The following is a 21760-nucleotide window of genomic DNA, read 5'->3' as shown; positions in this document are numbered from 1 at the left end:
CATAAAGAAATCAAATCTTTATAATTTTCCCACTTTCGGACAGTGATATTGTTAATACGTCCAGACTATGTTGTCCGTTGTCTATTCTGAATGACTCACTCATTCTACGAGCCTAAATAGAAGCGCAATTTGCACTCTAGCCATGGCGCAATATTCCAAGCACGATAAATTAAACAAATAAGTCGAAGGCTGAAGTCATCAGCGTCAATATTATTTGCCCAAATACTTTCAGAAGGTAATACATGATCGATACGATAAAGAGAGATTGGCTCTCGAATATAAAAGGCGACTCTCTCGCCGGCACAGTCGTTGCGCTGGCACTTATCCCAGAAGCCATTGCCTTCTCTATCATTGCAGGTGTTGACCCTAAAGTCGGTTTATACGCGTCATTTTGTATTGCCGTGGTCATTGCGTTTGTGGGTGGCCGCCCCGGCATGATTTCAGCAGCAACCGGTGCGATGGCGCTATTAATGGTGACACTTGTAAAAGAGCATGGCTTGCAATACTTGCTAGCGGCCAGTTTGCTAACGGGTGTTTTTCAAATCTTTGCGGGGTATTTAAAACTCGGAACCTTGATGCGATTTGTCTCGAGATCAGTGGTGACTGGCTTCGTCAATGCATTGGCTATTCTCATTTTCATGGCACAACTGCCCGAACTAACAAATGTCACTTGGCACGTTTATGCCATGACAGCAGTGGGCTTGGGCATTATTTATTTGTTCCCATTGATTCCAGTGATTGGCAAAGCGGTACCTTCTCCATTGGTGTGCATTGTTTTGTTGACTATTTTTGCCATCAGTTATGGCCTAGACATCCGCACCGTTGGCGACATGGGTGAACTGCCTGACACACTGCCTATTTTCCTATGGCCGGATGTGCCTTTAAACCTAGAAACGCTACTGATCATTCTGCCTTATTCATTGGGGCTTGCGGTTGTTGGTTTATTAGAGTCCATGATGACGGCCACCATCGTAGATGAGTTTACTGACACCACCAGCGATAAGAACCGTGAATGCAAAGGCCAAGGTGTTGCCAATATTGCGTCTAGCTTATTAGGTGGCATGGCGGGTTGTGCCATGATTGGTCAATCGGTTATCAACGTGAAATCCGGTGGTCGTGGTCGTTTATCCACGTTTATTGCGGGCTTTTTATTACTAATCATGGTGGTGTTCCTCGATGATTTGATCGGCCAGATCCCAATGGCGGCATTGGTCGCTGTTATGATCATGGTGTCCATTGGTACTTTCTCTTGGGAATCCATAATCAACCTGAAAAAACACCCACTTTCGACTAACATTGTTATGTTAGCCACAGTCTCCATCGTGGTAGCCACTCACAATTTGGCCATCGGTGTTTTTGTTGGTGTGTTACTGGCATCTTTATTCTTCGCTCATAAAATTGGTCGTTTTATGGTGGTAAAAAGCGAACAAAGTGCGCAAGCAGGACACCGTACTTACAAAGTTATTGGTCAAGTGTTTTTTGCGTCGTCAAATCAATTTAATGCGTCTTTTGATTTTAAAGAGGCCGTAGAAAAGGTTACGATCGATCTGAGTGATGCGCATTTTTGGGACATCACAGCCGTATCCGCGCTAGACAAAGTGGTGATCAAATTCCGCCGCGAAGGCGCAGACGTGGAACTGATAGGAATGAACGAAGCCAGTGCAACCGTTGTCGACAAATTTGGCGTTCATAACAACCCCGAAGAAGTCGAAAAAGTAATGGGTGGTCACTAGCCCTAACAATAAGAAGGAGTGCAACATGATGAATGTAATAGCTTGTATTGATGGATCATCATTATCTGAGTGTGTTACCACCGCGTCAGTGTGGGCCGCAAAACAAATGGACACACCAATCACCCTGCTGCACTCCTTAGAAAAAGAAGCCATCAGAACCGATGATGACCTATCGGGCTCCATTGGTTTTGGTAGCCGAGAGCACCTTCTAGACGAGCTGGTCGCGTTGGACGCAAAGCGCGCCAAGCTTGCTCTTGAACATGGCAAACTTGTTTTAGAGAACGCCAAAGAGTTTGCTCTCAAAGCCGGCGCCAAGCAAATCGATTTAGTGCAACGCCACGGGGATTTAGTCGAAAACCTAACCGACCTAGAAGAGTCAACGCGCCTTATTATTCTTGGTCGCCTTGGTAGTAACCATACTCAGAATGCCCACACCATTGGCTCGCATATCGAACGTGTCGCTCGCACGTCACACCGTCCAATTTTAATCAGCGTGGGGCAATTCACCGCACCGAGTAATTTTATGATCGCGTACGACGGACGAGAAGCCGCCGACAACGCCATTGCTCGTATCGCAAAAAGCCCATTACTGCTTGGCCTACCTTGCCACTTGGTCATGGCTGGTGAATCAACACCTGAACGACAAGAAAAAATCACTCAAGCACAAAAACGCCTTGAAGATGAGGGCTTTCAAGTCACCGCTTCAATCATCCCAGGTAAGATTTACCCTGTGCTCACCCAATATCGAGAAGAACACCAAATCGAGCTAATGGCGATGGGCGCGTACGCTCATTCCAAGGTACGTCAATTTTTTGTTGGTAGTAATACCAGTAAAATGATCATCGAAAGCACCATTCCACTGCTAATTTTACGTTAGATTACGCCTTCCGATTACCAATCCATAAAGGGCGAACGTATCAAGATTCGCCCTTTTGTTATTGCCACCGACAAGCCATAGCACCTCACACAATGTGACATCCTCATTAAACTTTATTTAAAACAAAATATATGAATTTTCATATATATATTATTTCACATACAATCCCCGCATTATTTCGCCATGACGGACACACAATGACACCGGATATTTTTTACAAAGCCCTCGCAGACGACACTCGCCTACGCAGCCTTCTATTGATTACACAAAAAGTCTTACATGAGTCCATTGGCATTAAGCACGGCTCCATGACCACCATTCATGACATTACTAACACACAAACCATCATCGACGCCCCGCACAAAGATTTGCGTCGTGCATGCGCCTGCGGCACTAGTCTAATACCAACCACAACAGGATCTGCGACGGCAATCACTCACATCTTTCCTGAACTCAAAGGAAAGCTAAATGGGGTTACGCAAATCGAACCGCAGAACTCATGCGCAAAGTCGGATTAATGGACAAATAAACTCAACACAATTCAACAAAGTGACAAAGCGAGCCCTTATGCTGCAACAGCCTTCTAAAAACGTACGGCAGTACCTCATAGTGACAGGCAATTATTGGAATTTTACGCTAACCGACGGCGCGTTGCGTATGTTAGTTGTGCTCTATTTTTACCAGCTAGGTTATGGCGCACTGGACATCGCTTTGCTCTTCTTGTTTTACGAGTTTTTCGGCGTTATTACCAATCTATTCGGCGGTTGGCTAGGCGCAAAATGGGGACTCAACCGCACGATGAACATTGGCCTCGCCATGCAAATCATCGCCCTATCGATGCTTTTATTGCCAGCCAGCACACTGTCTATTCCATGGGGCATGGCAGCCCAAGCCTTATCGGGCATTGCAAAAGATCTCAACAAGATGAGTGCCAAAAGCGCCATCAAAACCCTAGTACCCAAAAACGCCAGTGGCACATTGTATCAATGAGTTGCGTTGCTAACGGGCTCTAAAAATGCACTCAAGGGCGTTGGCTTTTTCTTAGGCGGCTTTCTATTAAGCAGTATCGGCTTTCATGATGCTATCTTGGTGATGGCCATCGCACTTGGGCTGGTCTGGCTCGCCAGCCTGTACTTACTTAGAGAAGACCTAGACAAATCCAAAAATAAACCTAAATTCTCAAAAATGTTCTCTAAGAGCCGCGAGATCAATATTCTATCTGCGGCGCGACTGTTTCTGTTCGGCGCTCGGGATGTTTGGTTTGTGATCGCCGTTCCGGTGTATTTATCCAGCCAATTTGACTGGGATCATTGGCGTGTCGGCAGCTTTCTTGCCTTATGGGTTATAGGTTATAGGTTATAGGTTATGGCATAGTACAAAGCCTCGCCCCTCACCTAACCGGAAAAGCGCAACAAGAAGCGCCAACAGGCCGCCAAGCAAATATCTGGGCCATACTGCTCAGCATCATTCCAGCAGCCATTGCCGTTGACATACAAACATCCGATCAAACCTTATGGATATTACTGAGTGGGCTCATAGTGTTTGGCGTGGTATTCGCCATTAACTCCTCACTACACAGTTATTTAATCGTGCACTACGCCAGTGAAGATGGCGTGTCGATGGACGTAGGGTTTTATTACATGGCAAACGCCATGGGACGACTAATCGGCACCATGTTGTCGGGTTGGGTTTATCAGGACTTTGGTTTGACAGCTTGCTTGTGGGTGTCTTGTGGGTTTCTTATTCTTGCCAGCGTTATTTCGTTCTGGTTACCACAGAAAGCCATCCAGTAGAAAAAACCGACATCGTCGACGATGTCGATTTTTTTAAACACAAGCCATATCAATAAAACATCCAATCCTATTGTTGAGCAGCAAACGTCTTAGCGGATGCGATGAACGCCTCAACACCTTCTTTTGGCGTTCTAAAAGACGTCACCAATCGAATCACACCCTCTTCCCAACGACCGCCATAAAAGCCAAAACCTTCGGCTTGCAAATGATCAATCATTGGCAATGGCAAGGTGCAAAACAGCATATTTGCCTGAGCTGGTGTGTTAATTTTTACGCCTGGAACGGTTTTCAAACCATCTTGCAACAACGCCATCATGGCATTGGCGTGTGTCGCGTTAATACGCCACAAATCATCCGTTAAGTAAGAAATCATCTGAGCGGATAACAAACGCATTTTCGAATGCAAATGGCCGCCACGCTTACGACGATAACCCAGCTCTTTGGCTACTTTCTCGCTAGAGAAGCCTTTATCTTCTAAAGACCGCTTAAACAATACGATGGCTTCAGACGCCATCACACCATTTTTTGTCGCGCCAAAAGACACAATATCCACACCCGCTTTCCATGTCATTTCAGCGGGTGTACAACCCAAAGCCAACAAAGCATTGGCAAAACGAGCGCCATCCATGTGAACTGGCAAGCCTGCCGTTTTAGCCACATCAGTAATGGCTCGAATTTCATCCAAAGAATACACACTGCCCACTTCGGTCACTTGTGACAGACTGATCACAGAAGGCTGACAGGAGTGCACATCTTCGATTTTCTGATTAACCAGTTTTTGCAACTGAGCAGGATCCATCTTCGCATCCGCACCACCAATGCCAACAAATCGCGCACCACTAGTGTAAAACTCCGGTGCGGTACTTTCGTCGTTTAGCAAATGACTTTCTTGGTGGCACAATACACTCCCCCAAGGTGGCGTTAACGCGCTGATACTCAATACATTCGCGGCCGTACCGGTGGACACCAAAAACACATCCACATCACACTCAAACAGTTCCGACAACATACGCGTGACTTGCGCCGAGCCATCATCATTACCGTACGGCATAGCATCGCCTTGAGCAGCTTCCATCATGGCCTTAAAAACAGAATCCGATGCACCGGCAACATTATCACTGGTAAACGCAACCCTCATTGAACTACTCCTCCATTCATTTATTTCGTATCCATGAACCATACCATGCTCGCAATGAAAACCAAGCAATCGCCCTCCGTTTTTCCAATACCAGAAGTCAAAAACCAAATAGCCTAAACGAAGCGCTTTCATTACTGTGATGACACATTATAAAAGGAGCCATTATGTCGGTATTTACTGAGCGCAAAATCGATTGTCATAATCATATTTTTGACCCGCAACAATTTCCCTATCAAGCCGATTCTCCTTACGCGCCAGAAGGCCATGAAGTCGCCACGGCAGATTATTTTCTGCAAGTTTTAGAAACCTATGGCGTTTCACATGCCTTATTAATTGGCCCAAATTCCGCCTACGGCGAAAATGACAATCGTGCTTTATTGGATGCGATAGCTCGCTCTAACGGTCGCTTCAAAGGTATGGCTGTCGTTAAACAAGATACGCTTTCAGAGGAATTGGCAACGCTAAAATCCCAAGGCATTGTTGGCGTGACGTTTAATGTAGCCTATTACGGATTTGAGCATTTCGCTCGATCTTTGCCCTTGATGGATCGATTGGCAGATTTAGAGATGATCGTGCAAGTTCAGGTTGAAAATGAGCAAATGCTCCGATTAGCACCGCTACTGATGCAAACCAAAGCAACCATTTTGATTGATCATTGTGGGCGCCCAAACCTTGAACACGGTGTAAACAACGCGGGCTTTCAAGCCATCTTAGCGTTAGCCAAAACACAACGTGCTTATATTAAAATCTCTGGCTTTGCCAAATTCACGCAAGGCGCCTTTCCTTATACAGATACAAAACCTTATGTCGAGGCGATTGTCGAAAATTTCGGAGAAGATTTCATTATTTGGGGATCAGATTGGCCGTTTTTAAAAGCACAACATAGAATGGATTATGGCACCTTGCTCACCCTTGCTGAGAAGCAATTTCCCGATACTAGGGTACGAGCAAAGTTTTTCTGGGAAAACGCAGCCAAACTCTGCGGCTTTCCAATATAAATAAGCAGACAACAAAAACTAAGCCGTTTTCAGCGCTACAATCTTTGCAGTACTACAGCCTTTTTAGTACGACAGTAGCCTGAAGACGACTCTGCCCAAAGCGCGACATTTTTTCAAACTCATCCCGGGCAATCGGCACAAACTGACAATCCAGTGGGCTTGGTGGATCGTCAGGCAATTTTTTATCGTCGTCTAAATCGGGGTCATGCACCAAAATACAATGTTCGTCGTAGCCCGACATCACCACCCAATGGGGCGATTTTTTCCCGTCCATGCGAAAGGTGCTGATCAAGATAATCGCCAAGCCGCCCTCGTCAAAGGCTTCTATTAATTGTTCTAGCGGCATCGCCGTATAATGCAATGGCACACCGACATATTCGCATTGCTCAACAAAACTGTCATGCACGCGAGTAATGACCTCTTTCTTTAGCTCGTTACGCACGCTGTCGACGAACAAAGGACCTTCTTCGCTTAACCAAACGTCTGCTGACAAGCCACGCTTTTTCGCTGCCAACGCCAGCCCCATAGGGTGACAACCGCCATGACCAGACGTCATAAAAATCGTCGTCGCTTCACGCCAAATTTCTAACTCATCGTTCGGCGTTGCCAGATAATCTGGGTGCATGGAAGACAGCACCATTTGCAATGATGCAGGACCACAAGTAAATGGCGTACCTTGCGCTAACCAAGGAATCGCGCGCGTGGTTTGTTCATCACCCGCATGACGCAAACGTTTCTGCATACGAATCGCATCGGTTTGGTCTTCGTAATAAGCATCGTAATGACCAAACTCCTTGTAACCCATTTTTTGATACAAGGCGATGGCATTGTGATTCACATCACTAACTTCCAAACGCAGCAACATCTTGCCTTTTTTGAGGGCTTTTTTCTCACAGGCTTGGATCAACAATTTTCCGATACCAAGGCCCCGTGCTTCAGGTGATACCGCTAGCGAATACAAACGAGCCAAGTGAGTACCTTGGCGAAGATGCAGCAAGGCATAACCCAGCAGTTCACCGTCTTCCTTCATTGCAACAAATAGCGCTGAACCAGAACTCGTAATTGCATGACGAAAACTACGGCGACTCAAACGGTCACCAGTAAAGGCTTTGCCCTCCAAAACGAGCAATGCTTTTAAATCATCTATACTAGCTAAACGTATATCAATATTTGGGAAAGAACAGGTGACCGAGCTTGTGATCATTACATCGCCTCTAAAGGGCAAAAGGTCGCTAGGATCGTCGAACTACTGACAGTTTAACGATGAAAATTTTCGCGCATTCTAGGGCGAAACCTATCTAAAAGATAGTCTATTTTTTCATCAAAAAAACATTTTATTTTTTCATTTTAGACTATTGTTAAATTAGTAAAACAAGCGCACCATCCGCACAAATTGAGGGTATTTTTTACCCCCCATTTTTGATAAAACTTTTAAACACTCATAATGATTTTTTAAGCAAAAGGAAAAGCATACCCAATGTCACAGACTTACATAGTTGTTGATCAGGCCAAAGATTGGTCCGCATTTCTACCAAGCGACCGTGTTATCACTTTCACGCAATACCTAAACTTGGCGGCTACCAAAAGCCAAGGCCGCACTCGCATCATCAACCTTTGTAAAAGCAGTAAATATCTCTCCGATGGATATTACTGCTCTCTGTTGGCAGAAAGCCGCGGCCATCACGTTATGCCGTCTGTGCGCGTGCTAAACGACCTAAGTAAAAAAGACCTTTATGAGCTGGAGATCTCACAATGGCTGCCTTTACTTGCAAAAAAACTGGCCAAACCAGACGCACCAATGGAAATGAAATTCCACTGTGTATTCGGCAAAACCATTCATCCAGAAATGAAGGAATTTGCACGCAAATTATTCGAAAGCTTCCCAAGCCCTGTATTGGAAGTGACTTTGAAATTCCGCAAAGAATGGCAAGTCACCGCCCTCTTCTCTACATCACAAAGTAAACTGAACGACGCAGAAGAAACCCTGTTCGCCGAATCCTTAGAAGCTTTTAGCAATAAAGTATGGAGCAAAGGCCGCATTCAACGTGCGGCGAAATTCGACATGGCCATTTTGGTTAACCCAGAAGAAGCCATGCCGCCTAGTGATGACCAAGCAATTAAAAAGTTTATCCAAGCCGGTAAACAACTTGGTATACACGTCGATACCATTGGTCCAAAAGACATCATGCGTCTACCAGAATACGATGGCTTGTTCATTCGTGAAACCACCAACATCGACCACCACACCTATCGCTTCGCTAAAAAAGCCGAAGGCTTAGGCTTGGTTGTTATGGACGACCCACAATCCATCATGCGTTGTACCAATAAAGTGTACTTAGCAGATTTGTTCAACACTCACAAAGTACCTTGCCCAAAAACACGCATAGTACACAAAGGTGAAAGCAACGTAGAAGACGCATTGGAAGCCGTTATCAGCTACCCTATGGTGGTAAAAATCCCAGACGGTGCATTTTCTAAAGGCGTTATAAAAGCTGAAAACCGCGAAGCTTTGACTGAAAGTTTGAACACCTTGTTTAAAAAATCGTCTTTGCTATTGGTTCAAGAATACCTTTACACCGAATTCGACTGGCGTATCGGCGTACTGAACAACAAACCGATCTTTGCTTGTCGCTACTACATGGTGAAAAACCATTGGCAGATTTACCAACATACAGGTAGCAAAAGCCAAAGCGGCGGATTTGATACGTTACCAACCTTCGAAGTGCCACGACGCGTGCTACAAGCCGCCATCGCTGCCACCAAACCAATTGGTGAAGGCCTATACGGCGTCGACGTAAAAGAAATAAACGGTCGCGGCTACGTTATCGAAGTAAACGACAACCCAAGTATTGACCGCGGAGTAGAAGACAAATACCTAGGAGACGAACTTTATATGCAAATCATGTCGGAATTCCTACGCCGAATGCAGATGAAGCGTGGCGATATTCACGCTTACTAAACAAACACACTAGCCATACAAAAGGCGACTGATGGGTCGCCTTTTATCCCGCTGAAGTTCAAGTTTTCATTCTCTTCATCGATAAAATCACCCCGCCAAAAACTCATCAACGGCAGCCAGCGCTTGCGTCCCATAGATTACCGAAGGGCCGCCACCCATCATGACAGCAACGTCGATGGTTTCTATTAGCTCTTGTCTTGAGGCACCGGCTCGGATCGATGCCTTGGCATGAGAAGCAATGCAGCCGTCGCATCGTGCGGCAATGCCGATACTCAGCGCCATCAATTCTTTTACCTTGTTTGAAAGTGCCCCTTCACGCATAGACGCTTTGTACATGGTCATAAAGCCATCCAAAATCTCGGGGGATGCCTTGCGGTATTCTCGTGAAAAAGTATTTTGCTCTTTGTTTATTTCATTGTAGTTTTTCATGTCAGCCTCCATAAATAAGATAAACCTAATATATAAAATGAAAAGACAATAAAAAAGGCCATTCCCAACAGAAAATGACCTAAAGCAAGAAATGAGGTTAGCCGTGAATAATCGCTTTATTTATACAGCATCTCACCACGCATTGGAGCAAGCACCTTTAAAACACGATTTTGTTGCGGGTAGGTTAAGCCAGCGCGTTTCATTGCACTTACCAACAAATCGACAGTTAAGTTGAAATCGGTTTCGTTTATCTTTTGTCCTTGATGCACTTTCAGCATGGTATCACCCGTGTAAGTACAAGGTCCCCCTGTATTCACACAAAGGTGTTCGATAAATTTCTCACGAAATCGCGTGATATTGGTTTTTTCAAAATAACGATAAATGTCTTTGTTGAAGCTAATTTCGTCAATAAAATTATCCGTAATCGCCTCGACCGTCGGCTTACCGCCGATTTCGTCATACAGACTTTGTGGCGCTTTGTTTGGCGCTGCGCAAGCAACCAAAAATACACTGAGCGCAATGAATGATGCTTTTACTAGGTTTACCATAAGTACCCCGTCATGGATAAATAAATGCCTTTTTGGTCTTTCTTCGTCGCTACTGTGCCTAAATCAACATACGCTGCTGTGATGTTGACGTTCTTGTTCGGCAGGTAACTCACAAACACATCCGTCCAATCGTCTTCAACAATGGATAGATTGTTTGGTTTTTGACGATATTCCATACCCACTACCCAGTTGGGCGAAAGCAGCAAACCAACACTGCCTTCCATCATTACTTGGTAGCTGTTATTTTCTGAGCCACCATACCCTAATAAACCCATTTCGTTGGCTTTTGTTGCACGCGCCGCCACATTCCATACTAGGTTATAACCCGCAACCGCGCCCAAATGCACTTTCGTGGCCGCCACATAAAAATCCGTACCGCTGTCAGTTTTTGCCCCCACTTTTAATGCGACGGTGTCGCTGTCCAGCTGCTTATACTGTACTCCAGCGCTCACTTGTGGATACGCAGAATACACAGCATCACCATACAAACGAACCTTCAACCCGACAATGTCTTGCTTGATTTGCTCTGACGTTAAGCTCAATCCAGTAATCAGAGACGCTGGTAAAACAAACGTCTGCTGGGCATAGCTTAGTTCGACTCTGTCATAAAAACTCGTCGCCACTCCGATGGAGGTCATACGAAAGTCACTGACATTCACATCGGACATAAAAAATGACGCCGCTGTTTCGTCTTGACTGTCGTAACCCGCCAAGGTCGCCCATGGCACCAAGCCACCGCCACCACTGCCTTCCACTTGGGAAAGCCCAGCCGTTGCTAAAATTTTACCGTCTGCCGCCATGCTTGGAGCCGTTGCAAAAAAACAACAGCCCACACTCAATATTTTCAATATCCTGTTATTCATCACTTCGAATTCCTAAGGTCATCGTCGATCGGTTTACTTCGACCATTTACTCTTTCCAAAACCGCTGTACATTGACCCCATCGGTTCAATCGGAGGCAAAAGCTCTAACGCGACGGTTTGTTGTGAATCATCTGTGATTTCTAAATCCAGAGTGGCACTAACGCCATCCAGCATTCTTTCACTCCATACAGACACAGTGTCACCCTGCTTCACGGGTAAACGAGCCTTTCCTTCTTTGTCCGTTTTCACCGCAAATGTATTATCGGCAACAATAATATAGCCGATCATGTCATCATGAATATTACAGCCCAGCACAATCAAACCGGGTTTATCAAACAGAATAGGATCAATTTCTGTGCCTTTATAAAGCTTAATTTCAAACACTTTCGGTTTAGAAAAACTGTAAACATGGTGTCGAATATCGTCACTGTTTGGAAAAGCAACCGACTGACCTTTTTGAACAACCAGCACTCTTGGCACAAACGACTCATCGATTTGGTCCATGATAGCAACCGTGTCTGGCGTCACAACTGAGCTATTCGCTACAATCACAACGGCATCTTGCACCGGCATGTTATCTTGATCCAAGATGGTCAAAGTCAACTCGGCCCACGCATTTTGCAAAGCGAATGAACACATAAGAATCAATATATAACGCATTTTATTTCCTTTTGGTTTTATTCGATTAAGCAGTACCATGTCTGTAATCGCGCATTGTTTAAGGTAACTTATTCCATGAAACAGCAAAGCACGAGCCGAATCACTATATTTTCTGTTATCCAGTGCTCGTAAGAGTAAAGATAGACAACAAGGAATGAAATAAATGCGCGAACTCATCGAGGTTATTTCTTACAAAAATACCGCCAAGGCGCATTCGCACGGTCACACTCAGATTGTATTGCCTCTGTCTGGGCAGCTTGTACTCGACGTTGAGCACCGCCAACAGACAGTACAATTTGGACAAGCTTGCATGATATCCGCCAGCCAATCACACACCCATTTGGCACAACAAGACAACCATTGTTTAGTTCTGAACTCGCTCCCACTCTGGGACGAAACCATTGAAAGCGAACACAATTTCGTCGAGCTGTCTCCACAAACTCAAGCCTATTTACCATTTTTGTCCAGCTTAGCAGCAAGCAAGAGCGACCACATTACCACTCGCCAAGCGTTGAACTTATTGGAACATTTACTGCCCATTCCACAAGCAAACATTGTCAAAGCCGACACTCGATTGGCCAAAGCAAAACACCGTTTAGACCACCATTTCCAACACAGCTGGAGCCTAGACGAATTAGCCAACGACATACACCTAAGCAGCAGCCAGCTCACGGTACTGTTCAAACGTCACCTTGGTATGACGCCAAAACAATATTTACTGCAACGAAGACTAACCGAGGCCAAGATGTGGTTAGATTCCAGCAACAAAAGCCTAGAAGACATTGCTCATAAAGTCGGCATCAGCGACGCCAGCGCCCTAGTCAGACTGTTTACTAAGCACTACAACATCACCCCTGGACGTTATCGCAGCGAAGCTCGATAAATTAATCGTCCTCACTGATTTCTAATGCCATTTCCCAGTTACGAATAAAGCGTTTTTGCTTGGCATAATCACGCCCCACCAACAACTGCTGATCCAATTCAATCACACCAGTTGGGCCCGGAGCATTCACCACATAGGGATCATTTGGGGTACTCGAGTCTGGCCAAATGGGAAACAATAAGCCTTGCGTCTGCATCATTTTTTGTGCGCTATCCGACAACAAAAAATCCAAAAACACACCAGCATCTTCTGAGTTAGGCGCTCCTTTCGGGATCAACGCTGCGCGCATCAACATCAGCGTATAATCCTTAGGCAAGATCATTTTTAACCGATCGTCTTCCTGCGCCCTTTGCGAGGCATAAGAACCCAACAAGTTGTAGCCCAAGACCAATTTACCCGACGCGACATCGTCAATAATATCGTGCGTACAGCAATAGGTTTGCACATCATGACTGCCAAATGCTTCCAACAAACGCCCCCATGTTACATCTGCTTGGCGAGCGTCTTGACTGGCTAATAAATACCCCACGCCACTTTGTCGAATATCATACGTACCGATTCGCTTAGTCATGGTTTTTTCATTTTGACGAATGGTTTGCAATAAAGATTGACGGTCTTCCGGTAAATCGCCGGGGAACGCCTTTTTATTCACCAACATCACAATAGGCTCAAGGGAAAAAGCAAACAGCTGATTCCGCCATTTAAAGTTATCCGGTAAGCGGTCCGTAAAACTCGACTGATAACTTTGCGCATAGCCGTCATTGACCAATTTAAGATGCAAATCCATCGCACTGCTGATCACCAAACTCGCCTCAGGCTTTTGCTGCTCTTTGATCGTGAGGTAATACAATTCCAGCGTATTCACATCTCGATAGGCCACCTTAATCATCGGATGTTGCACAACGAACGCTCTCAAGATTGGCTCAAACGACGCCAAATCCATCGCCGAATTGATATACAACACCCTCGGTGCATTGCTATCGCCAAACCAAACAGGATCCGTTGCCCATGCCTTTGACATAAACGGAATCAGCAGAAACATCACCCAAATAGACACCGGCTTCATAAGACCCCCTCATCAAATCGAAACTTGGCAAAATCCACCTGAAACGTCGTGCCCTTAGGCTCGGTGTCCAGTATTTGGAGGCGCGCAGAATGGTGATCCACAATGTCTTTTACCATCGCCAGCCCCACACCACTGCCAGCAATATCATAACGGCCTCGATAAAAACGTTCGAACACACGCTCTTTTTCGTCATCAGGAATGCCGTCACCATAATCAATCACCTTAATGCGATAGAAACGTTCAAACGCATTCACCTGCACAATCACTTCCGTCGCTTTTTGCGCGTTTGAACCACTGTATCGCACCGCATTTTCAATGAGGTTTTGCATCATCTGCTGAATCGAAAAACTGTCGCCTAAAATCAACGTCTCTTTCAGGTCGCAATCCAGTGACAAATGCACACCTTGATGCAAAGCCGTTACCGCCTGTTCGCGACAAGACGCTGCGATTGGAATCAGCAAATCCATCGGCTCTAATCGGTGCGTTTGTAAACGATGCGATACCACCGCTTGGTTCAACAGCAAGGTCACCGTCTGGCTCAAAGCATCGCACTGTCGCACAATGTTATCTAACGCCTGACGCTGTCGCTCGGAGGCCGTACCATCCACAGAATGATCCCCGAAAGACGTGATATCCCGAGCGTTTTCTGCCAACGCTTTTAGGCTCGCCAATGGCGTACGCAACTGATGTGCGGCATCAGCGGTGTAATTTTCCAACTGCTCTAAGTTCGTCTGGAGACGCGCCATAAAGTGGTTAATGGCCACCTTCAGGTGATGCGTTTCTTTCGGCGTGTTGATCACAATAGGAGTAAGGTCGCCCATCGCCCGCTCTTCCAAAGCGCGCTCAATACGGTGCAATGGCCTCAACACAAGATGACTACCAATAATAATAAGAGTGATCGCCACCAAGGCAATAAACACCACCACCTCAACGGCTTTTTGCGTGACGGCCGCTGCCATTTCTTCACGGGACAATCGAGTTTGCCCCAGCACAATACGCACGGTTTGCGCGGTTTCTGGGTCGGTTAAATGACGCTGAATCCAAGCAAAACGCACCATCTCGCCAGAGTATTCTTGATTATAAAATTGAATTTGATCGATCTTAGGAGGTTGCGGTGGTTCGCTGTTTAGATCTTGATAGCCTGTGATGAAGCCTTGCTCAAGGCTTTCGACCTTATAAAAAACCCGATCTTCATCGGCCTGCGCCAAGGTAGCAAACGCCGACCAAGGAATATCAATACTCACTTCATTGCGCATTAAACCGACGTTTTCATCCATTTGCAGCAAGGCGCTGCGCAGCAAACGATCGTATGATAAATCCGCCAGCTTTTGGCTGTAGTCAAAAATCAAGTTAATCGCTAATCCAGCGATAATACCGATGACCAACATCCCCGCTAAAATAAAGCGAAAACGCAACGATGGGGCTTTTTTTAAAGCGTTTTCTTCCTCTTCTTTACTGAGGTTTTGGTGATTTAGTGATTTCTGCCACATAACCAATTCCTCTTAAGGTATTTATTGCCAAATCGCCTTTGACCATTTTTTTCCTTAAGCGCCCTACGTACAACTCAATGGCATTTGGCCCCGGCGTTTCATTAAAATTGAATAAATGATCGGTGATTTCATCCTTGCTTAACACACGCCCTAAATGGCCGAGAAAAATCTCAAGCAAGCGAAATTCACGGTTAGTAATCGCGGTTAACTCACCGTCAATAAACACCTGACGGCTATCACGATTCACTAGAATGTTCCCGTGTTCCGTGGTGTTGGCGGCATAACCCTGCTTGCGACGCAGCAATGCCCGACAACGGGCTTCTAACTCACCAAAATCAAAGGGTTTGGTCAGATAATCGTCCGCACCTTCGTCTAATAAACGAATGCGGTCTTCTATTTGGTCTCGTGCAGTTAAAATCAACACAGGCGTATCATCATCGCGTTGTCGCAGTTTTTGCAGCAACTGCAACCCTGACAAACCGGGCAAATTAAGATCTAACAGTATTAAATCCACCGACTGATATTTCAAAAGTTCGTCAGCGCGCTTACCATCGCCAATCAGATCAACACCGTGCCCAAGGCTGGTTAGTCGCTCGCAAATTGCCTGACCCAGCACTTGTGTATCTTCTACCACCAGAATTCGCATAACCGTTAGCCATCGTCTTTTTTATTATAAAAACAACAAAATTCGAGCAACGTGAGTCACTCGAATTTTGTTATCACAATGCCTTTAGTATTACAGGGCTTAAGCGTCTTTAACAGACTCTTTTGATCGCTTCATTTTGGCGCGAACAATTGGGCCAACAACGATAGGTAAAATCAAGCCAAGAATCGCTACCGTCCATAGGCCAATACTCAAACCACTATTGAAAAGCACACTCCAATCACCATCAGAAAGCACCAATGCATGACGAAGGCTCTTCTCCATTTCTGGCCCAAGCAACATACCCAAGATAATAGGCACAAGAGGAATATCCACTTTACGGAAGATATAACCCGCCACACCAAAACCAACCATGAAATACAAATCCAACGCACTGTGGCTAACAGAGTAGATGCCCACAGACGCGATCAGAGTCACGATCGGCATTAGGTATTTAGGTGGAATGCTCAACAGCTTAACGAAGATGCCAACCATTGGAATGTTCAATAAAAGCAACACCAAGTTACCCACGAACATCGCAGCGATAACACCCCAAACAAGATCCGCGTTTTGCTGGAACAACATAGGGCCCGGAGAGATGTTCAAAGAAATCAACATCGCCAACAACACCGCTGTTGTACCACTGCCAGGCACACCCAATGTCAACATAGGTACAAGAGCACCAGACGCTGCACCGTTGTTACCCGCTTCAGGAGCCGCGACACCACGAGGATCACCTTTACCAAATTCACCTTTATCGGAAACGCGCTTTTCCAATGTGTAACTAATAAAGCTACCCAAAGACGCACCCGCACCAGGAAGAACACCGGCAACAAAACCCAGTACTGCACCACGGAAAGACGCAGGTAACACTTTGATAATGTCTTTTGCAGATAATTGAAGTTTGTTGATGGCAACTTGCTTCAAACCATCACCCGCGTGGCGCTCTAGGAAGAACAACAACTCACTGATCGCAAACAAACCCACGATCGCAATAATGAAGTCCACACCTTCAAACAACTCAAGCGTATTAAAAGTGAAACGCTGAACGCCCGTAGAAATGTCGATCCCCACTGTCGCGATCATCAGACCAATTGCCGCCGCCATCAAGGTTTTGAATTGGTTCTTACCCGTAATACCGCCCAAAGTGGCAAACGCAAGCGCAAACAGAGCAAAGTATTCAGAAGGGCCAAATTTCAATGCAAACTTCGCTAGAATTGGCGCTAAAATCACCAAACCGATGGTCGCAATAAAACTCCCTATAAAAGACGCAATAGCAGAAATCGCCAAGGCTTCAGCTGCTTTGCCTTTTACAGCCATAGGATAACCGTCTAAACAAGTCATCATAGCCGGCTCGTCACCTGGAATGTTTAACAGGATTGACGAAATACGACCGCCGTACATGGCACCCGCGTAAACAGACGTTAGCAAAATCAAAGAGGACGTTGGAGACAAGCCCAAACTGAATGCCAATGGAATAAGAATCGCAACACCGTTTGCAGGGCCAAGACCCGGCAATGCACCAATTAATGTACCTAATATGGCACCAATAACCGCAAACATAATACTTTCCGGCGTTAACGCCACCGCAAAGCCTTGCATTAATAAGCTCATAGTATCCATATTAAAACTCCAACAGACCTAGAGGCAGTGCTAATTCAAGCACATTATTGAAAAGGAAGAAGATCACAACAGAGCTTGTCACACCCGTGATAATACTCTTTGTCATACTTGCTCCCATACGCCAGCTGAGGAAACTCACCACCAGCGCCGCCGCAGGCATAAATCCGATAGGCTCAATTGCCCAGGCAAAGGCCAACATAGAAAGCACCACAACACTCAACTCAATTAACATTGCGGTCGGTGCCCATTTCTCATCAGGGTCAGGGCGAACTATCATATAAATTGAACTAATACCTAAAATGATAGACAGCATGATAGGAAACGTTTCTGGTCCAACACTTTCGTGTCCACCAAAAGGAATAGGGAACTGTGTTGCTTCCCATCCGTACGCGACGGCAAGAATCAGCATCAGCATGCCAAACACACGATCGTTTATACGCATGTTTCTGCTCCATGTAAGTTAATTAAGGGGTGAATAGGTAAAACAGGAGGGAACGATTTGTCATAACAAATGCCCCTCCAAATAGCGGTCTGAGGTTATTTAATTAGACCGATGTCCTGAGACAAGATTTTGATGTCTAGCGTTTGATTTTTTACGAATTGAGTAAATTCAGCACCAGATTTGTGGAATGGCATCAAACCGTTTTTCGTCATGATGTCTTTCCATTCTTTCGTAGTGTAAAGCTCGTTCATTGTTTTTACCCACCAATCGTACGAATCTTTGCTCGCATTTCCTGGTACGTAAAATCCACGCCAGTTTGGCGCAACAGAATCAATGCCCTGCTCCATTGCTGTTGGGATAGAATCGAAAGGCGCTGGTAGACGCTCTTCAGAAAGTACCGCTAGCACGCGCAAATCACCAGAATCCATGAAGCCTTTTACTTCAGAGATATCACCAGTAAACGCATCTACGTGACCACCAACCACTTGAACCAAAGCTTCAGAACCACCGCTGAATGCTAGGTAACGAACTTTAGGTAGGTTTTCGACGTTTGCTTTTTGTGCCGTCATCAATACTTTCAAGTGATCCCAACCGCCTGAAGCACTACCACCAGCGAATTTCACCGCGCCTGGGTCTTTTTTCAACGCATCGATAACTTGAGTAAGAGAAGTGTATTTAGAATCTTTGCCTACCGCGATGATGCCGTAGTCTGCGCCCAATGTACCAACCCATTTAACTTGGTCAGCATTCATACCAGGGAATTGGCCTTGAGCAAGGCGAGTTGTTGTTGCTGTACTAGCGGCAACAATCAGGTTTTCGTCTTTGTCGCGTTTACTGATTGTGTGAGCGAAAGCAACACCACCACCAGCACCCGTCATGTTGACAGTCTGTACGTTACCTTTGAAGTAACCTTCATCGACCAATACTTTACCTACGCTACGGCATGTAAAGTCCCATCCACCACCTGGGTTCGCTGGGGCAATACATTCACCACTGCGAGCTGGTTCGAAGGCGTAAGCCTGTCCAGCAATAGAAAGTGCTACCGCACCAGAAACAAGAACAGACTTCAAAGAAATGGTATTAAGCATGGTTATCTCCTGCTTGTTATTTTTTTTGTTGTTAGCGAATCAAGTGTTGAAAATAGACATTCCAATCAACCTGAGTCGTTAAACCTTACCCCTCAAACCTGTCACTACCCTGTCAGAGGTCAATATTTTTTACTTATTTGCAGTAAAAAACTCATTTTTGACAAATTAATTCGCGCATTTTTAACAATGCCTAAACGACAAAAAACCGTTAATCTGCCACTCAATCAGACTAGAACAGCTTTTAGGAAACAACAACATGAGTGCACAAAATCCACAAGCCACATTGATTGGCAGCATCGCTATTTTGCTCTGGAGCGCGTTGGCGCTTTTCACCACCCAAGCGAACTTAGTCCCGCCAATGCTGCTGCTCACCTTAACCTTTGGTGTTGCGACGCTGTTGTTTTTTATTGTCTATTTATTCAAAGGGGAACTGCGCACTTCATGGCAAAAAACGCCCAAACGCGCCATGGCGATGGGTGGACTGGGCTTCTTTTTTTATCATTTTTGTTATTTTTATGCGTTTCAGCATGCGCCACCGGTAGAAGCGGGACTAATCGCGTATCTATGGCCGCTGCTCATTGTGCTCATGGCAGGCATGACGAAGGGAAATCATTTATCGTGGACGCATTTAGTGGGAGCCGTCATCGCCTTTATAGGCACCAGCGTCATGCTGCAATCTAAAGGAAAAATAACCGACGTTGCGTTAAATTCAGCGTATAACTGGACAGGTTACGCAGCGGCGTTTGCCTGCGCATTGATCTGGTCGAGTTACTCGGTGGCCAACCGACGCTTTCAGACAGTGCCATCCAGTGCGGTTCTCTGGTATTGCCTAATCACCACCCTGCTTGCTGGCTTATCGCACCTTGCCATCGAGCCACCAAACTGGCAATTTCCAGCCAGCACATGGATTGCCATATTAGGACTGGGATTTGGCCCTGTGGGCATTGCGTTTTTTTGTTGGGACTTTGGCGTGAAAAAAGGCAATTTGTCCTTACTCGGCGTGCTGTCTTACACCGCCCCCGCGTTATCGACTGCATGGCTTGGACTTTTTACAGACGCGCAACTCACCACAGGACAAATCATTGCCTGCCTCTTAATTACAGCAGGTGCGTTGTTCGCTAGCTTAATGCCGAACAAAAAAATACCCTTGGCCGTGGAAACCAAGGGTATTGGATAGATCACCTATATTGAAACACTAAGCCACTTGATAAAGCGTACGCGGAATCTTCTGCAAGTACGCTTCCATTTCCGCCATGCCATTAGGCTGATCCACTTTTACGCCCAAATCGCGCATCGTGCTGCCCAACGCGTGCAAAGTACGGAACAAGTTATGCTCGCGGCATTGCTCCCCCATTTGGCCGATACGCACGATAGGCTGACCAAATGAACCCGCAATTTCAACACGATACATCTCAGAAATATGACGACAAATCTGCCCAGCGGTTAGACCTTCCGGAATGTTAATCCCCACCACAGAGTTCAAACGAGAGGCGGGTGGAATAAACAACGTCAACCCCATACCCTCAATACCCGCTTGCAACGCCTTAGAACAACGCAAATGGCGAGCAAAACGATTCTCCAATGTCTCGTCACAGACCAATTTTAACGCTTCATGCAACGCCATAATGCCAGACACAGGCGCGGTGTAATGGTAGCCATCGTTGTGCCAAAAATTTTCAGCCAACTGAGCATCAAAACACCACTGAGCGGTTGGCTTAGTGCGATTTTTTACCGCTGCCCACGCCTCATTAGAAAACACCAACAAAGACACACCGGGAATAGACGACAAGCCTTTTTGTCCGCCCGTGATCACCACGTCCACTTGCCACGCGTCCATTTTCAGCGGCATAGTGCTAAGCGTACAAACCGCATCCACCACCACTAAACAGCCATAAGACTTAGCAATCTTGGTAATTTCTTCCAATGAATGATTAAACACCGTATTGGATGTTTCGCCTTGTACTAAGGTGAGCACTTTTGGACGAGTCTCTTCGATGGCTTTACGAACACGTTCTGGGTCCGCGGCTTCATGAACCCCAACATGGAACTCATGAACATCCGCACCAATACGTGTCGCCATTTCCGCCATACGATGACTAAAGAAACCATTGTTAATGCATAAAATACGCTCGCCCGGTTGCAACAAATTGGCAACCGCCATTTCCATCGCAGCAGACGCCGGCCCCGCCACACCCAACACCCATTTAGACTCGGTTTGAAACACGTAACGCGCCATCGTTTTGACTTGCCCGATTACTTGCGCCATGACACCACCAAGGTGGTTGATCACCACCGAATTGGCCTTGGCCACACGCTCAGGAATAGGAACAGGGCCTGCACCCATCATTAACAAAGGTTCGTGAGGAAGAATTTCGTCTAAAGATTTCACCTGGGGTCGAGGAATGCCCATTGGCGATGAAGCAGTCATTTTATACAGCCTATTGGTCAGAATTTAAAAAAACACCTTCACGATAAAAAGCCTAATTTTTCACTTTTACAGTAGAAAATGTCGTGTTTTGCATTTTAA

19 protein-coding genes and 2 pseudogenes are annotated in these 21760 nt (G+C 45.8%); 8 read left to right on the top strand and 13 right to left on the bottom strand.

Annotation, left to right across the window (positions count from 1 at the left end; all coding sequences use genetic code 11):
• Positions 1–242: 242 nt before the first annotated feature.
• The 4 genes and pseudogenes from AABA11_RS06465 (at position 243) to arsJ (ending at position 4403) form a co-directional block, all read left to right on the top strand.
• The gene (locus tag AABA11_RS06465; protein ID WP_338266386.1) at positions 243–1733 is read left to right on the top strand and encodes a SulP family inorganic anion transporter; all 1491 of its coding nucleotides are present in this window, start codon (positions 243–245) and stop codon (positions 1731–1733) included.
• Between the two features lie 25 nt (positions 1734–1758).
• The gene (locus AABA11_RS06460) at positions 1759–2610 is read left to right on the top strand and encodes a universal stress protein (RefSeq protein ID WP_265729259.1); all 852 of its coding nucleotides are present in this window, start codon (positions 1759–1761) and stop codon (positions 2608–2610) included.
• A 269-nt stretch (positions 2611–2879) separates the two neighbouring features.
• Positions 2880–3083: pseudogene (locus AABA11_RS06455) on the top strand (type I glyceraldehyde-3-phosphate dehydrogenase); the annotation flags it as partial.
• A 94-nt stretch (positions 3084–3177) separates the two neighbouring features.
• Positions 3178–4403: pseudogene (gene arsJ / locus AABA11_RS06450) on the top strand (organoarsenical effux MFS transporter ArsJ).
• Between the two features lie 67 nt (positions 4404–4470).
• Here arsJ and AABA11_RS06445 read toward each other — a convergent pair.
• Complete coding sequence (locus AABA11_RS06445; RefSeq protein ID WP_338266383.1) at positions 4471–5541, bottom strand: threonine aldolase family protein; 1071 nt, start codon at positions 5539–5541, stop codon at positions 4471–4473.
• Positions 5542–5705: 164 nt separating this feature from the next.
• Between AABA11_RS06445 and AABA11_RS06440 the strand changes: the two genes are divergently transcribed.
• Positions 5706–6539 (top strand): amidohydrolase family protein, encoded by an 834-nt coding sequence (locus AABA11_RS06440; RefSeq protein WP_265729258.1) that lies wholly within the window; start codon positions 5706–5708, stop codon positions 6537–6539.
• 52 nt (positions 6540–6591) lie between these two features.
• Here the strand turns inward: AABA11_RS06440 and AABA11_RS06435 are convergent, their stop codons facing one another.
• Positions 6592–7743 (bottom strand): peptidase C39 family protein, encoded by a 1152-nt coding sequence (locus AABA11_RS06435; protein WP_265729257.1) that lies wholly within the window; start codon positions 7741–7743, stop codon positions 6592–6594.
• Positions 7744–8016: 273 nt separating this feature from the next.
• On the opposite strand from AABA11_RS06435, the gene AABA11_RS06430 reads away from it, so the two are divergent.
• The gene (locus AABA11_RS06430; protein WP_265729256.1) at positions 8017–9498 is read left to right on the top strand and encodes a RimK family protein; all 1482 of its coding nucleotides are present in this window, start codon (positions 8017–8019) and stop codon (positions 9496–9498) included.
• 87 nt (positions 9499–9585) lie between these two features.
• Here the strand turns inward: AABA11_RS06430 and AABA11_RS06425 are convergent, their stop codons facing one another.
• The 4 genes from AABA11_RS06425 to AABA11_RS06410 all read right to left on the bottom strand — a co-directional run bounded on the left by AABA11_RS06425 (position 9586) and on the right by AABA11_RS06410 (position 11998).
• A complete protein-coding gene (locus AABA11_RS06425; protein ID WP_265729255.1) occupies positions 9586–9927 on the bottom strand; it encodes a carboxymuconolactone decarboxylase family protein in 342 nt (113 codons plus the stop codon).
• 116 nt (positions 9928–10043) lie between these two features.
• Complete coding sequence (locus AABA11_RS06420; RefSeq protein ID WP_265729254.1) at positions 10044–10475, bottom strand: group I truncated hemoglobin; 432 nt, start codon at positions 10473–10475, stop codon at positions 10044–10046.
• Complete coding sequence (locus AABA11_RS06415; RefSeq protein ID WP_338266377.1) at positions 10469–11338, bottom strand: DUF3034 family protein; 870 nt, start codon at positions 11336–11338, stop codon at positions 10469–10471. Before AABA11_RS06415 ends, AABA11_RS06420 begins: the two co-directional genes overlap by 7 nt.
• 33 nt (positions 11339–11371) lie before the next feature.
• On the bottom strand, positions 11372–11998 hold the full coding sequence (locus AABA11_RS06410; protein ID WP_338266375.1) for a methylamine utilization protein: 627 nt from the start codon (positions 11996–11998) through the stop codon (positions 11372–11374).
• Positions 11999–12161: 163 nt separating this feature from the next.
• On the opposite strand from AABA11_RS06410, the gene AABA11_RS06405 reads away from it, so the two are divergent.
• Complete coding sequence (locus tag AABA11_RS06405; protein ID WP_338266372.1) at positions 12162–12881, top strand: AraC family transcriptional regulator; 720 nt, start codon at positions 12162–12164, stop codon at positions 12879–12881.
• Between the two features lies 1 nt (position 12882).
• On the opposite strand, the gene AABA11_RS06400 is transcribed toward AABA11_RS06405, so the two are convergent.
• The 6 genes from AABA11_RS06400 to AABA11_RS06375 form a co-directional block, all read right to left on the bottom strand.
• Positions 12883–13947: an ABC transporter substrate-binding protein gene (locus tag AABA11_RS06400; RefSeq protein ID WP_338266370.1), complete on the bottom strand. Its 1065-nt coding sequence runs from the start codon at positions 13945–13947 to the stop codon at positions 12883–12885.
• Positions 13944–15437, bottom strand: a complete 1494-nt coding sequence (locus tag AABA11_RS06395; RefSeq protein ID WP_338266368.1) for a sensor histidine kinase — start codon at positions 15435–15437, stop codon at positions 13944–13946. The genes AABA11_RS06400 and AABA11_RS06395 overlap by 4 nt, the downstream gene beginning before the upstream one ends.
• Positions 15400–16083, bottom strand: a complete 684-nt coding sequence (locus AABA11_RS06390; protein ID WP_265729249.1) for a response regulator transcription factor — start codon at positions 16081–16083, stop codon at positions 15400–15402. Before AABA11_RS06390 ends, AABA11_RS06395 begins: the two co-directional genes overlap by 38 nt.
• Before the next feature lie 99 nt (positions 16084–16182).
• Entirely contained in the window at positions 16183–17703 is a 1521-nt protein-coding gene (locus AABA11_RS06385) for a tripartite tricarboxylate transporter permease (RefSeq protein ID WP_338266365.1), read from the bottom strand.
• A gap of 1 nt (position 17704) precedes the next feature.
• A complete protein-coding gene (locus AABA11_RS06380) occupies positions 17705–18145 on the bottom strand; it encodes a tripartite tricarboxylate transporter TctB family protein (protein ID WP_265729247.1) in 441 nt (146 codons plus the stop codon).
• 95 nt (positions 18146–18240) lie between these two features.
• Positions 18241–19233 carry a Bug family tripartite tricarboxylate transporter substrate binding protein gene (locus tag AABA11_RS06375; protein WP_265729246.1) on the bottom strand — a complete coding sequence of 331 codons (993 nt, stop codon included), beginning with the start codon at positions 19231–19233 and terminating at the stop codon, positions 18241–18243.
• A 256-nt stretch (positions 19234–19489) separates the two neighbouring features.
• Here AABA11_RS06375 and yddG point away from each other — a divergent pair, with 256 nt between their 5' ends.
• A complete protein-coding gene (yddG, locus tag AABA11_RS06370; RefSeq protein ID WP_338266362.1) occupies positions 19490–20410 on the top strand; it encodes an aromatic amino acid exporter YddG in 921 nt (306 codons plus the stop codon).
• Between the two features lie 18 nt (positions 20411–20428).
• Here the strand turns inward: yddG and AABA11_RS06365 are convergent, their stop codons facing one another.
• Complete coding sequence (locus AABA11_RS06365) at positions 20429–21661, bottom strand: pyridoxal-phosphate-dependent aminotransferase family protein (RefSeq protein ID WP_338266360.1); 1233 nt, start codon at positions 21659–21661, stop codon at positions 20429–20431.
• Positions 21662–21760: the final 99 nt, after the last annotated feature.

The sequence above is a fragment of the Marinomonas pontica genome (genome assembly GCF_036322735.1).
Lineage (GTDB): Bacteria > Pseudomonadota > Gammaproteobacteria > Pseudomonadales > Marinomonadaceae > Marinomonas > Marinomonas pontica.
This window is presented reverse-complemented; position numbering and strand designations above follow the sequence as displayed.